This is a genomic window from Cellulosimicrobium cellulans (genome assembly GCF_042723955.1).
GTDB classification, from domain to species: Bacteria; Actinomycetota; Actinomycetes; order Actinomycetales; family Cellulomonadaceae; genus Cellulosimicrobium; species Cellulosimicrobium cellulans_H.
Genome location: NZ_JBHXIC010000104.1, coordinates 1 through 13456, shown reverse-complemented (window position 1 = coordinate 13456; position 13456 = coordinate 1). Strand labels below are relative to the sequence as shown.

At 73.6% G+C, this 13456-nt stretch carries 10 protein-coding genes; 3 read left to right on the top strand and 7 right to left on the bottom strand.

What is annotated here, in order from left to right:
* The 3 genes from ACFWH7_RS18880 to ACFWH7_RS18870 all read right to left on the bottom strand — a co-directional run.
* Window positions 1–2966: Ig-like domain-containing protein (locus ACFWH7_RS18880; protein ID WP_378218848.1), on the bottom strand; the 2966-nt coding region annotated here is incomplete at its 3' end.
* A gap of 225 nt (window positions 2967–3191) precedes the next feature.
* Window positions 3192–3440 (bottom strand): hypothetical protein, encoded by a 249-nt coding sequence (locus ACFWH7_RS18875; RefSeq protein WP_378218846.1) that lies wholly within the window; start codon window positions 3438–3440, stop codon window positions 3192–3194.
* On the bottom strand, window positions 3437–4054 hold the full coding sequence (locus ACFWH7_RS18870; RefSeq protein WP_378218844.1) for an ArsR/SmtB family transcription factor: 618 nt from the start codon (window positions 4052–4054) through the stop codon (window positions 3437–3439). Before ACFWH7_RS18870 ends, ACFWH7_RS18875 begins: the two co-directional genes overlap by 4 nt.
* Window positions 4055–4177: 123 nt before the next feature.
* Between ACFWH7_RS18870 and ACFWH7_RS18865 the strand changes: the two genes are divergently transcribed.
* A complete protein-coding gene (locus ACFWH7_RS18865) occupies window positions 4178–5023 on the top strand; it encodes an oxygenase MpaB family protein (RefSeq protein ID WP_378218842.1) in 846 nt (281 codons plus the stop codon).
* Window positions 5024–5050: 27 nt separating this feature from the next.
* Here ACFWH7_RS18865 and ACFWH7_RS18860 read toward each other — a convergent pair whose 3' ends face one another.
* The gene (locus ACFWH7_RS18860; protein WP_378218840.1) at window positions 5051–5551 is read right to left on the bottom strand and encodes a MarR family winged helix-turn-helix transcriptional regulator; all 501 of its coding nucleotides are present in this window, start codon (window positions 5549–5551) and stop codon (window positions 5051–5053) included.
* Between the two features lie 140 nt (window positions 5552–5691).
* On the opposite strand from ACFWH7_RS18860, the gene ACFWH7_RS18855 reads away from it, so the two are divergent.
* Window positions 5692–6924, top strand: a complete 1233-nt coding sequence (locus tag ACFWH7_RS18855; RefSeq protein ID WP_378218838.1) for an MFS transporter — start codon at window positions 5692–5694, stop codon at window positions 6922–6924.
* Window positions 6925–6987: 63 nt separating this feature from the next.
* Here ACFWH7_RS18855 and ACFWH7_RS18850 read toward each other — a convergent pair whose 3' ends face one another.
* The gene (locus ACFWH7_RS18850) at window positions 6988–7461 is read right to left on the bottom strand and encodes a MarR family winged helix-turn-helix transcriptional regulator (protein ID WP_378218836.1); all 474 of its coding nucleotides are present in this window, start codon (window positions 7459–7461) and stop codon (window positions 6988–6990) included.
* Between the two features lie 113 nt (window positions 7462–7574).
* Here ACFWH7_RS18850 and ACFWH7_RS18845 point away from each other — a divergent pair, with 113 nt between their 5' ends.
* Window positions 7575–10751 carry an efflux RND transporter permease subunit gene (locus tag ACFWH7_RS18845; RefSeq protein WP_378218834.1) on the top strand — a complete coding sequence of 1059 codons (3177 nt, stop codon included), beginning with the start codon at window positions 7575–7577 and terminating at the stop codon, window positions 10749–10751.
* A gap of 488 nt (window positions 10752–11239) precedes the next feature.
* On the opposite strand, the gene ACFWH7_RS18840 is transcribed toward ACFWH7_RS18845, so the two are convergent.
* Both ACFWH7_RS18840 and ACFWH7_RS18835 read right to left on the bottom strand, forming a co-directional pair.
* Complete coding sequence (locus ACFWH7_RS18840; protein WP_378218832.1) at window positions 11240–11941, bottom strand: response regulator; 702 nt, start codon at window positions 11939–11941, stop codon at window positions 11240–11242.
* Window positions 11938–13456, bottom strand: a 1519-nt coding sequence (locus ACFWH7_RS18835; RefSeq protein WP_378218830.1) for a histidine kinase, incomplete at its 5' end; no start/stop codon positions are given. The genes ACFWH7_RS18835 and ACFWH7_RS18840, both read right to left, overlap by 4 nt.

Below are 13456 nucleotides of genomic sequence, written 5' to 3'. Positions count from 1 at the left end.
ACCTGGTCGCCGTCGGGGTCGGTGTCGTTGACCAGGGCCGCGACCGAGACCGTGCGCCCGGGCCGGACCGTGATCTCGTCGTCCACCGCCACCGGGGGCTGGTTGGTCTCGGCGGGCCGGGCGATGCCGACCTGGACCGTCCCGACGGCGGTGGCGCCGCGGGCGTCGAGCACGGAGTAGGTGAACGTGTCGTGCCCGGTCGCGTTCTTGGACGCCGCGTACTCGATCTGGCCGTCCACGACCCGGGCAGTGCCCTTGCTCGCGGGGGTCGCGATGCCGGTGACCTGGACGGAGTCGCCGTCGGGGTCGATCCCGTCCAGGGGGACCGCGATGCGCACGCTGGACCCGGACAGCACGCGGGCCTCGATCTCGCGCGGTTGCGGGGGTGCGTTGTCCTCCCCGTCGCGGATGCGGATCGTGACCTGGGCGGAGTCCTCCTGCCCGTTGACGTCGCGCACCCGGTAGATCGCGTACGCGGTCCCGGCCTCGGGACCGGCCTTGAACCGCAGCGTGTCCTCCGAGACGAACGCCTCGCCCAGGGCCGGGTCCACGTCCTGCTCGAGCTCGGGCTGCAAGAACAGCTCCAGCCCGTCGGGGTGGGTGTCGTTCTTCAGCACCGGGATCGTCACCACGTCCCCGGCATGCACCGTGACCTCGTCCGCCGCCGCCTGCGGCGGCTGCAACCGCGTCGGCGCCGGCACCGGGATGACGCGCACCTGACCCGTCGCCGTCTCGGTCCCGTTGGAGGCCGTGTACTCCACCGTCACCGGCGCGTCCAGGCGCCGGATCTCGGTCACCCGGAGCATCTGGTGGGCCAGGATCGCCACCGACACGCCGGCGTCGGCCGGGACGCGCACGGACTGCACGACGAGGACCCCGCCGGCTGGGTCGGTGTCGTTGGCCAGCACGTCGACCAGGGTCGACCCGCCTGCCGGGAGCAGGGCGGTGTCGGTCACCACGATCGGGGCGCCTTCGGCCTCCGACGGCGGCAGGACGTCTACCCGCACCAGACCTGTGGTCGCGTTCGGACCGTCGGTGACCTGGTAGGTCAGGTCGTAGGAGCGCGGCTCCATCGACAGGAACGTGAACGTGCCCGCGTCGTAGTTCGGCGTGATCTCCGCGGGCGCGGACTCCGAGACCGACGCCAGGCGCAGTTCGTCGTCGTTCGGGTCGGTGTCGTTGCGCAACGGCTCGACCGTGACCGGCTGACCCGCCGGGACCACCACGTGGTCGTTCACCGCGACCGGCGGCTGCGGCCCGGGCACCACGTCGACCAGCAGCTTGCCCTCGAAGGACATCTCGCCGTCGGAGACCAGCAGGGTCACGATCTTGCGGCCGGTGGAGCCCCCGCCGTCGCGGAACTCGACCGTCCCGTCCGGGCGCGAGCGCACGTCGTCACCCGCGACGGTCGCCGCCGCGGAGGCCAGGTAGAGGTCGTCGCCGTCGGGGTCCTTGAAGTACGGCAGCACCTTGATCGTGGCCCGACCGCCCTGCCCGACCCGCAGCACCGGGTCACCGGTCTGCTCCGGCGCCGCGTTCTCCCCCCACGGCGACACCTTCAGCGTGACGCCGGCCTCGGCCACGCCCCCACGCCCGTCGGCGACCGAGTACCGGAACGTGCCCGTGCCCTCGGCGTCCTCGGGCACCACGGCCTGCAGCGCCGCGCCGCCCATGATCGCCTGCACCGTCGCGTTGGCCGGGGAGTCCCCCGCGAGCGACGCGGTCATGACGTCTCCGTCCGGGTCCACGTCGTTGCCCAGCACCGGCAGGATCGCCGTCCGCCCGGGGCGCACCCCGAACGAGTCGTCCTTGGGCTGCGGCGGCTTGTTCGGCTGGGTCCGGTCCGCGATGAACTGGTCCACCTGCTCGGGGTTCGTCAGCTCGGCGTCGGACTCCTCGCCCTCGGCCTCCTCGGGCATCTGGACGTCCCAGTCGTCGACCTTCTGGTACTCGTCCGCCGCCATCCACAACGTCCCCGCCGACAGGTCGTTCAGCACGATCACGTGCCGGTTCACCCGGTACTCCAGGCGGGTCTGGGGATCCAGGCCCTCGAGCCGCTCGTCGACGTCCCGACCCGTCCCGTCGCAGTCACGGATCACCTGGCCGGTCGAGGCCCATGCCCCGTACGTGCACGCACCGAGCTGGACGGGCGCCGCCGGCACGCCCTGCGCTGCGCGGCGCTGCGCGTCACCACCCTTCAGCGGCTGCGCGACGAGGGCGTCCGCCGTGGCGACCGCGACGACGTCGGAGGACTGCGACGGCTGCTGCAGGCGGGCGTCACCACCACCCTCGATCGCCACGCTCTTCCCGCCCGGCAGGATCAGGTGCGACGCGGACCGGTCGAGCACCACCGGCTCGTCGCCCACCACGGTCACCTCGACCTCGGCACCCTTGCTCACCGGAAGAGCGGTGGACGACGCCTCGCCGTCCGCCGTGCCCTTCGACGTGGTCGCCACCGTCCACAACGTTCCCGTCGAGGGGATCGCCGCGAAGACCGTGCCGTCCTGCGACACGGTCAGCGCACCCTCACCACCGACCTCGACCACGGGGTCCAGCTTCTCCGGGTCGAACGACGTCGCGCCGTCGAACGGCAGCACCCACAGCAGGCCCTCCTCACCGTCGAGGATCGCGGTCGTCGCCCCGCCGGTCACCACCTGCGCCCCTGCCGGGAGACGGAGCTGCCCGTCCAGCTTCAGGTGCGCCACGCTCACCGGCGACGCGGTGCTCGTCCCGGCGTCGTCCAGCAGCACCCGCCCCGCGTCCTGCTGCACGTCGAACGACGCGCTGCCCGCGTTCAACGTCCCGTCCAACGCCTGCGACTCGTAGTTGAACCGACCCAGCAACCCGGCCGACGTCTTCGTCACCCACACGCCCGAGTCGTTCAGGTCCACGTCCGCCGTGGCCTCGCCCTCGTAGAACAGCGCCATCCCCACCAACGCCGTCGAGAACACCGACACGGTGCTCACCGACGCGACGGTACGACGATGCTCGCGGATGCTCGAGAGAAGGCCCACCAATGCTCCCTAAGTTCCTGGTCGGGGCACACCGGACCGCGTCATCCTGTCGAGCCGGGATGGCGAGAGAGGGGGAGACGCGCGTCTGTGCCCACAGAACGCCCCGTCGAGGGTAACCGAGCGGGCCCGGCCCTCGACATGGGGAGCAGTCCCCATGCGGGTGGAATCTCAGGACGTTCAGGGCAGAAGGGATGCTCGCGACATCGCGGCGCGGTCGAGGGTGTGCTCCGCCGCCACGTGGAGCCGGTCGGCCGCGGGCGTCGACACCGTGCCGGGCGCGGCGGTGATCCGCTCGCCTCGTGCCTGCGCGCGCGCCGCGGCGCGACGGCGCCCGAGGTCGGACAGCGCCGAGCCGACGACGACGAGCAGTCGGTCGGCGCCACGCGGCTCGGCGGTGCGGGGAAGGGTGGGGGAGTACGCGCTCATGAGGGGTTCTCCTTGCCGTCGATCGTGGGGAACACGTTGAAGTGGATCTGCACGGGGCGGGCGCCGGGCATCTGCTCCTGGCCCTGGAAACGGTGCAGCGTCGCGTCGAGGGCGTCCCAGGCGTCCGCGACCTCGTCCATCTGCTCGGCGGTGAGCCACATGCTGGCGGTGGTGAGGCGCGCGCCGTCGAGCCACCGTGCCGGGAGCTCGGAGGAGCGCTCCAGGAAGGCCTGGATCTTGCGGGCGCGGGCGTTCTCGAACTCGCGACTCACCATCGCGCCGGCGAGCGTCGCCGCGGAGTCCTCGGTCTCGTCGTCGGGCATGCTCACGGTGAACCCGCCCGGCGGGCGTTCCCACCACCGCTCCCGGGTCGTGCCGCGACCGGCGACCTCGCGGACGAAGCCGTGCCGGGCAAGCTGGCGCAGGTGGTAGCTCGTCGACCCGCTGGACTCGCCCCCGCGGGCGGCGCGGCGGCTCGCCGTGAGCGCGCCGTGGGTGGAGAGCAGGTCGAGGATCTGGACCCGCAGCGGGTGTGCGAGCGCCTTGAGCTGTGCCGGGCCGAGCGCCGGGTGGCGCTCGGCGCTCGGGGGTGTGGTGTCGCCGTCGGTGCTCATGCGACGAGGCTACCGATCCAAAGACATGTTTGCAAGAGATTCTTTGCAATGAAATCTTTGGATGGATGGAAGTCGTCCGCGGCGGGCGCGCGAGGTGAGGGAGGGGGTGCGAGCATCGACGCCATGACGCACGTCGTGGAGCGGGCTCGCGGTGCGGCGGAGCGCGCGATCTTCCTCCGCGTCGCCGGCCCGGACGCGACCGCCACGCGGGCGCGCATCCACAAGGCGCCGGGCCCACGCTGGTTCGAGCGCGGATCGCCGGTCCAGCGCGTGCACGGCGACGCGTCGATGTTCGTCGGGGGGTTGCGCGCCCTGCTGCTCCAGAGCCTGCACCCCCTGGCCATGGCCGGTGTCGCCGCGCACTCGGGCTACCGGGGCGACCCGTGGGGCCGGCTCCAGCGCACGTCGACCTTCATCGCCGTGACGACCTTCGGCACGGCCGACGACGCGGAGCGGGCGGTCGCGGCGGTCCGCGCGGTGCACGAGCGCGTCCGCGGCCGCACGGCGGACGGGCGCCCCTACCGCGCGAGCGACCCCGAGCTGCTGCGCTGGGTCCATGTCGCCGAGACTCAGAGCTTCCTCGTCGCGCACCAGTCGTTCGGCCGGGACCCGCTCGACGCGCAGGGGTGCGACGAGTACGTCGCCCAGGCCGCCGTCGTCGGGCGGGAGCTCGGGGTGGTGGACCCGCCGCTGACCTTCCGCGAGCTGGACGCGGCGGTCGAGGACTACCGCCCGGTGCTCTCGCTCACGCCGTCGGCGCTCGACGCCGCGCGGTTCTTGCTGGTCGAGCCTCCGCTCCCGTGGCCGGCGCGACCGGCGTACGCCGGGCTGGCCGTCGCCGCGCGCGAGTCGCTGCCCGCGTGGGCCCGCGCCGGGATGCCCCGCGTGCGCGGGCTGCCGGCGCGGTGGGCGCGACCCGCGGGCGGTGCCGTCACGCGGCTCATCCGGTGGGCGCTCCCGTCCCCCTGAGCCGGTGCTCGAGGCCGCGCGGGCGGCCTACCGGGCGTCGCGTCGTCGGCGGTAGGCGTCGAGGTCGTCGTTGAGCCGTCCGAGGAGCTCGGCGAGCAGCGCGCGGTCGAGGCGCGACCAGTCGCCGAGCACGTCGGCGTAGAGCGCGGTCCGCGCGTCCCGGTGCGCGGCGAGCTCGTCCAGGCCCGCGCTCGTCGGCTCGACCACGACGGCGCGGCCATCGTGGGGGTCGCGAGCACGGCGGGCATGCCCCGCCCGCTCGAGCGCGACGACCTGCCGGGTCACGGTGGAGGCGTCGAGGCCGAGCTGCTCCGCGAGCGCGTTGACGTGGAGCGGACCGTGCGTCCCGAGCGTGTGGAGCAGGAGGTAGCCGGAGCGATCGAGCGTCCCGCCGCGCCGCGACGTGCCCGCCGCCCCGGAGGCGCGCGTGCGCTCGGCTCGGCGCAGGAGCTGCGCGACCTCCAGCTCGATCGCGCCGAGCACGTCGTGCGCGGCCGCATCGTCGCGCGCGTTCGCGCCGTCGGACATGGGTCGGGATGCTCGATCGTTTCCCTCGGCAACCGTCATGGGTGTATTCTACAGATACTTATCTGTTAGATACAGATAAAGCCGTCGCCTCGACCTTGCAGGCAAGCGACCCCCTCCCCCCGACCAGGAAGTGCGACGCAGTGGCCTCCCCGCGCAACGAACCGAACCGCACCGCCATCTACGCGACCGCCCTCACGGCGTTCTTCGCGATCGCCGGCATCGCCGTCGTCGACCCGATCCTGCCGGTCATCGGCGAGGAGATCGGAGCCTCGACGTGGCAGATCGAGCTCCTCTTCACGGCGTACATCGCCGTCATGGCGCTCGGCATGATCCCCGCCGTCATGGCTACCGGGCGCTTCGGCTACAAGAAGATCCTCGCGACCGGCGTGAGCCTCGTTGCCGTGGCGGCGGTGCTCGCGGCCCTGAGCACGAGCATCGGCCAGCTCGCCGCGCTGCGCGGCCTGTGGGGCCTCGGCAACGCGATGTTCTTCGCGACCGCGATGGTCCTGCTCGTCTCGCTCGCGAACGACCGCGAGTGGGTCGTCGAGCTCTTCGAGACGTGCGTGGGGCTCGGCTTCGCGGTCGGGCCCCTGCTCGGCGGTCTGCTGGGCGGCATCTCGTGGCGCGTGCCGTTCTTCGTGTGCGGCGTGTTCATGCTCGTCGCGCTGCTCGTGTCCGTGACCCGTCTCAAGGACCCGGCCGAGAAGCCCGCGCCCCTGCGGCTCGGTCAGGTGTTCCGCCTCTTCCGCAAGCCCGGCTTCCTCGCGCTCGCCGCCGTGACGGCCGCGTACAACTTCTGCTTCTTTATCGTGCTCGGGTACACGCCCGTGTTCCTCGGGCTCGACGTCGTGCCGCTGGGCCTCGTCTTCACCGCGTGGGGCGTGGGGCTCGCGGTCGGGATCCTCGTCGTCGGGCACCGGCTCGCCCACCGCGTGGGCGCGGTCCAGACGCTCGGCATCGCGATCGTGGGCGTGCTGGTCGCGCTGGTCCTGCTGGCGCTCGACCTCGGGACGGCGTGGTCCGTCGTCGTGCTCGTGGGTGCCGGCGTGTTCATGGGGATCGCCAACGCGAACCTCACCGACCTGTCGCTCGCGCTCGGCGACCCGGACCGGCGCGTGACGACCGGGGCGTTCAACCTCGTGCGCTGGGGCTTCGCCGCTCCCGCCCCGGTCATCGCGGGCCTGCTGCACCCGGTCTCCGCGACCGCGCCGTTCTGGCTCGGGGCGGGCGTGCTCGTCCTCGGGGTGGCCGTCTTCCTGGCGTTCGGCCACCGCATGGCGGGGGAGCTCGGGGAGCGTGTCCTGTGGTCGCGCTGGAACCGGCGGGCACGCGCGGTCGAGGGGACGCCCGAGGAGGCGCTGGGCGAGGCCTGACGGCGCCGGACCCCTCGAGACGTGAGGATCCGCCCCCGGATCAGGCGATTCCGGGGCGGATCCTCATGTCTCGGCGGAGTCGGCGCGCAGGTCGCGCGCTGCCTCGGTGAGCGCCTCGAGGCCTGTGGTCAGGGCGCGCAGGTCCGCGACGTCGAGCCGGTCGAGCAGGTCCGTCAGGGGCTCGTCCTCCTGGGCCGCGATCCGGCGCACGGCGGCGGCGCCCCGCGGCGTCGCGGCGACGAGGCGCACGCGGCCGTCCTGCGGGTCGGGGCGGCGCGCGGCCATCCCCGCCGCCTCCAGCCGGTCCACGATGCCGGAGAGCGTCGCGGGGGAGATGCCGAGCACCTCGGCGAGCCGGTGCGAGCTCGTCTCGCCGTCGAGCTGGAGGACGGCGAGCGCGCGGAGCTGGGGGACCGTGAGGGTCGTCCGGAGCAAGGGCTCGAGCCGCTGCGCGAGGAGCAGGTCGGCGAGGCGCCGCTGCGCGTCCTCGAGGCGCCGCGCGAGCGCCGCGCGCTCGTCGTCGGCGGGGTGGGTCACGGCGCAGACTCTATCGGGGGGAGCGGGAACCATCCCGAGATGCTTCGCGTTACGCTAACGAAATCGCGACGCCGACGTCGTCTCCCACCCGACCTGGAACCCCTGGAGGCTCCGTGTCCCGTCTTGCCCGGCTGTCGCTGGCCAACCGCGCGCTCGTCGCGCTCGCCACGGTCGCGATCGCGATCTTCGGCGTCATCAGCATGGGATCGCTCAAGCAGGAGCTCATCCCGAGCCTGCAGATCCCGACCGCCGCCGTCGTCGGCGTCTACCCGGGCTCGGCCCCGGCGATCGTCGAGCAGCAGGTGACCGTCCCCGTCGAGACGGCAGCGCGCGCCGTCAAGGGCGTCGAGGACGTCACGTCGACGTCGTCGACGGGCATGTCCGTGACGACCGTGCAGTTCGCGTACGGCACCGACATGGACGCCGCGGCCTCCCAGCTCCAGACGGCGATCACGCGGCTCCAGTCCCAGCTCCCCGAGGACGTCGAACCGCAGGTCGTGACAGGCTCCGTCGACGACCTGCCCGTGATCCAGCTCGCCGTGTCCGGCGGCTCGGACGACGCCGCGCTCGCCGACACCGTCACGTCGAGCGTCGTCCCGGCGCTCGAGGACGTCGAGGGCGTGCGCAGCGTCGCGGTGAGCGGCATCGCCGACCAGCAGGTCACGGTCGACCTCGACCCGGCCGCGCTCGCCGCCGCCGGGCTCAGCCCCGCGCAGGTCTCCACGATCCTCCAGGACAACGGCGTCGTGATCCCGGCGGGGACCGTCTCCGACGGCGACCGGACCCTCAGCGTGCAGGTCGGCACGGCCGTCACGACCGTGGACGAGCTCGCCGCGCTGCCGCTCGTGTCCCCGACCGCAGCGCCGGGCACCGCGCCCGTCGCGCTCGGCGACGTCGCGACCGTGACCGCGGGACCCGAGCCCGCGACGTCGTACTCGCGCCTCGACGGCGAGAACGCGCTCGCGGTGGCGATCACCAAGACGCCCGCGGGCAACACGGTCGAGGTGTCGCACGCCGTCCAGGACGCGGTCGACGACCTCTCCGGCGTGCTCGAGGCTCAGGACGTGCGCGTCGAGGTCGTGTTCGACCAGGCGCCGTTCATCGAGGAGTCCATCGAGGGCCTCGCGACCGAGGGGCTCCTCGGTCTCCTCTTCGCGGTCGTCGTGATCCTGCTCTTCCTCGCGTCGCTCCGCTCGACGCTCGTCTCGGCCGTGTCGATCCCGCTGTCGCTGTTCGTGACCTTCATCGTCATGAACGCCACGGGCTACACGCTGAACATCCTCACGCTCGGCGCCATGACGGTCGCGATCGGCCGCGTGGTCGACGACTCGATCGTCGTCATCGAGAACATCAAGCGGCACCTGTCGTACGGCGAGGAGAAGGTGGGCGCCATCATCGGGGCCGTCAAGGAGGTCGCGGGCGCGATCACCGCCTCGACCGTGGCGACCGTCGCCGTCTTCCTGCCGATCGCCCTCGTGGGCGGCATGGTCGGCGAGCTCTTCCGGCCCTTCGCGCTCACCGTGGCCATCGCGATGCTCGCGTCGCTCTTCGTCGCGCTGACGATCGTCCCGGTGCTCGCGTACTGGTTCATCAAGTCCCCGCCCGTCCCGGCCGACCCCGAGGCCGCGCGTCTCGCGGGCGAGCGCGCCCGTGCCACGGCCGAGGCCAAGGAGCGTCGCGGGCTGTGGCAGCGCGGGTACGTCCCGACGCTGCGCGCGGCGCTGCGCCACCCCGTGATCACCCTGGGCGTGTCCGTCGCGATCCTCGCCGGGACGCTCGCGCTCGTGCCGCGCCTGGAGACCAACTTCCTCGGCGACACCGGCCAGGACACGCTCACCGTCACCGAGTCGTTCGCGCCCGGCACGTCGCTCGACGCGCAGGACGCCGCGGCGCGCGACGTCGAGCAGGCCCTCCTCGACGTCGACGGCGTCGCGACCGTGCAGACGACCGTCGGCACCGCGGGCGGCCCCGAGGCCGCGTTCTTCGGCGGCGGCGGGTCCCCGACGGCGACGTTCGCCGTCACGCTCGACGCGGACGCCGACGCCGTCGCCGCCCAGGAGGACGTGCGCGACGCCGTCTCCGGGCTGGGCGGGGAGGCGAGCGAGGGCATCGAGGTCGCCGGGGCGGACGCCGCGTTCGGCAGCTCGACGGTCGACCTCGTCGTCCGCGCCCCCGACACCGAGACCCTCGCGGCCGCGGCCGCGGACGTGCAGGAGCTCGCGGAGGGCGCCGACGGCGCGGCACAGGTCACCAACAACCTCGCCTCGGCGCAGTCCACGGTCCAGGTGACCGTCGACCGCGACGCCGCGGCCGCCGTCGGGCTCACCGAGACGCAGGTGGCCGGGACGGTCGCGGGGACGATGTCGCCCGCACCGATCGGCACCGTGAACCTCGGCGACGGCCCGGTCCAGGTCCGCGTCCTCGCGGGTCAGGCACCGGCCACGGTCGCCGAGCTCGAGCAGGTCGTGCTGCCCACGGCGGCCGGACCCGTGCCGCTCACGCAGGTCGCCGAGGTCGCCGAGGTCGAGGTCCCCACCTCGATCACGCGCGTCGACGGCGAGCGCAGCGCGACGATCTCGGTCACGCCCGCGGGCCAGGACCTCGGTGCGCTCACGACCGAGCTCACGACCGCGATCGACGGCCTCGAGCTCGACGGCGGGGCGACGGTCGAGATCGGCGGCGTCGCGTCCGACCAGGCCGACGCGTTCGCCGACCTCGGGCTCGCGCTGCTCGTCGCGATCCTCATCGTCTACCTCGTCATGGTCGCGACGTTCCGCAGCCTCCTCCAGCCGTTCATCCTGCTCGTGTCGATCCCGTTCGCCGCGACGGGCGCGCTGCTCCTGCTGCTCGCCACCGCGACGCCGCTCGGCGTGCCGGCCCTCATCGGCCTGCTCATGCTCGTCGGCATCGTCGTGTCGAACGCGATCGTGCTCATCGACCTCATCAACCAGTACCGCGAGCGCGGCCGGTCGCTCGACGACGCCGTCATGGAAGGGTCGCGCAAGCGCCTGCGCCCCATCGTCATGACGGCCGCGGCGACGATCTTCGCGCTCACCCCCATGGCGATCGGCATCACCGGCGGCGGGGCGTTCATCTCCCAGCCGCTCGCGCTCGTCGTCATCGGCGGTCTGCTGAGCTCGACACTGCTGACCCTCGTCGTCGTGCCGGTGCTGTACACGCTCGCCGAGCGCCGCGGCGAGAAGCGTGCGGCGAGGAAGGCCGCCAAGGAGGAGGCTGCAGCCCAGGCCGAGGCCGAGAAGGCAGCCGCCGCGGAGACCACCGCGGGCTAGCCGAGGGAGAACCGTGGTTGCGCGAGGTAGAACCGTGGTCCGCCGAAGTAGAACCGTGGTTGGCCGAGGTAGTACCGCAGTTCGCTGAGGTAGAACCGTGGTTGGCCGAGGTAGAACTGTGGTCACCGTGCCCGACGGCGGTCGGTCGCCCGCCGGGGTCGGGTCAGCTCCTGGCGTGGTCGTGCCCGACGGCGGTCGGTCGCCTGCCGGGGTCGGGTCAGCTCCTGGCGTGGTCGTGCCCGACGGCGGTCGGTCGCCCGCCGTCGTCGGTGTCGCCGCCCCGGCGTGGCAGGGTGCCCATGGCGGCCGGGTCGCTCGGCGAGGCCGGCAGCGGTGAGCGCCCCGCGCTGACCGCGCGATCTGGCACCGCGATCACCCGGGGCGACCAGAACGCCGTCGGGCATGGCGACCACGGTTCTACCTCGGCCAACCACGGTTCTACTTCGGCGAACCGGGGTTCTGCTTGGCGGCCAGGTGGGTGAGTACTCTCAGGAGGGGCGGGCCACGCCCGTCTCGTAGGCCAGGACGACGGCCTGGACGCGGTCGCGGAGGCCGAGCTTGCCGAGCACGCGGCCGACGTGAGTCTTGACCGTCGCCTCGGACAGGACGAACCGCTCGGCGATCTCGGCGTTCGTCAGTCCTTCGCCCAGCGCCTCGAAGACCTCGAGCTCACGTGCGGTGAGCTCGGCGAGGCGCGGGTCGTACAGACCGGTCTGGGCCGGGGCCGGAGCGTTCGTGCCCTCCTGGGGGAGCTGGCCCGAGAACATCTCGAGCATGCGGCGCGTGATGCGCGGGGAGACCGCCGCGTCACCGCTCGCGACGGCGCGAATGGCCCCGACGAGCTCGCCCGGCTTGGCGTCCTTGAGGAGGAAGCCGCTCGCGCCGGCGCGCAGCGCGGCGAACGCGTACTCGTCGAGGTCGAACGTGGTGAGGATGATGACGCGCGACTCGGGCTGCGCGGCCACGATGCGCTCCGTGGCCTCGATGCCGTTGGTCCCGGGCATGCGGACGTCCATGAGCACGACGTCGGGCCGCAGCGCGGCGGCCTGCGCGATCCCGGTCTCGCCGTCCCCGGCCTCGCCGACGACCTCGATGTCGTCCTCCGCGGCGAGGATCATGCGGAATCCCATGCGCAGCAGGGCCTGGTCGTCGACGAGCAGCACCCGGGTCGGTGCGCCACTGTCCGTCATGTGCGTTCCCGTCCGTCGTCGCGTCCGCCGGTCTCCCGGCCGGGGTCGAGGTCGAGGCGCAGGCTCGCCCGCACCTCCCAGCCCGTGCCGCTCGGCCCCGCCGACACCGTACCGCCGTAGACGGCGGCCCTCTCGCGCATCCCGATGATGCCGCGGCCCGTCCCGACCGGGACGCCGGGCGGGTGCTGCTCCGCGACCGACGGCGGCAGCCCGCGGTCGTCGGCGCTCGCTCCCTCGCCCGGGCGACGTCCCGCCTGGTTGACGACCCGCAGCTCGAGCCAGTCCGCGCCGGGCTCGGCGCGGCGCGAGACCTCGACGAGGACCATGGGGGACAGGGGCGCGTAGCGCAGCACGTTCGTCAGGGACTCCTGGACGATGCGGTGCGCGGTCTGACGCAGGGCGGGCCCGGGCGTCGGCTGCGGGCCGGAGCGCACGAGCCGGACGGGCAGGCCCGCGGTCCGGAAGCGCTCGACGATCTCCTCGAGCTCGGGCGTCTCGTGCGCGGGCGCGAGCGGCACGGTCTGCTCGCCGCCGGGCTCGCGCAGGACGCCGAGCACGCGGCGCATGTCGGCGAGCGCGGCCCGCCCGGTCGCGGTGAGCTCGTCGAGCGCGTGGCCCGCGAGCTCGGGGTTCTTGGCGCCCGACGCCTTGGCGCCGTCCGCGAGGGCGACCATGACCGTGAGGGAGTGCGCGACGACGTCGTGCATCTCGCGCGCGATGCGGGTGCGCTCGGCGGCGGCGGCGAGCTGCGCCTGCTGGTCGCGGTCGCGCGCGATGGAGTTGGCCCGCTCGACGAGGTCGGACACGTGCTGCCGTCGTGCACGCACGTTGGTGCCGATCGCGAGCGCGACCAGGCAGAGGATGGTCGTGACGAGGATGCCGACGATGCGGTCGACGGTCGCGCGGCCGGGCTCGACGCTCTGGCGCAGGATCTCGCCGTCGTCGGTCGTGACGACGTCGTACCAGAGGAGCGTCGCACCGGACAGGGCCAGGACGACGATCGCGAGCACGGGCCAGGCGATCCGCGACGGGCGCGACGCCGCGACGGCGTAGACCGCGAACATCCCCGCGACCTCGAACCCGGCCGTGTCCCCGGTGGCGGCGATCGCCAGGACGCCCAGCGCGGTGAGCCCCAGCGCGACGGTCACCGGCCGGCGGCGGCGCCAGTACAGGAGCGCCCCGCCGAGGAGGAAGAAGACGAGCGACAGCGGGGTCGAGCCGCGGGGCTGCTCCGCGAGGAGCGCGTAGAGCACGCCCGGGACGGCGAACACCGCGACGACGACCCAGTCCATGACCACCGGGTGCCGGGCGAAGTATCGACGCACCGGGCCGAGGCGCCGGGCGTCGAGCTCGGTGAACGGCTCGGGCGAGGGCCGCATCGGCAGCGGCGCGGGCGCGCTCGGAGCGGCTTCCGGGCGTGCCACGGCCCAGCGGGCGCGCGCGGCGGCGGCCGCGCGGGTGACGGGGCGGTGGGGGTGGGTCGGGGGCCGACACGCGGGGGGGGGCGTGTACCGC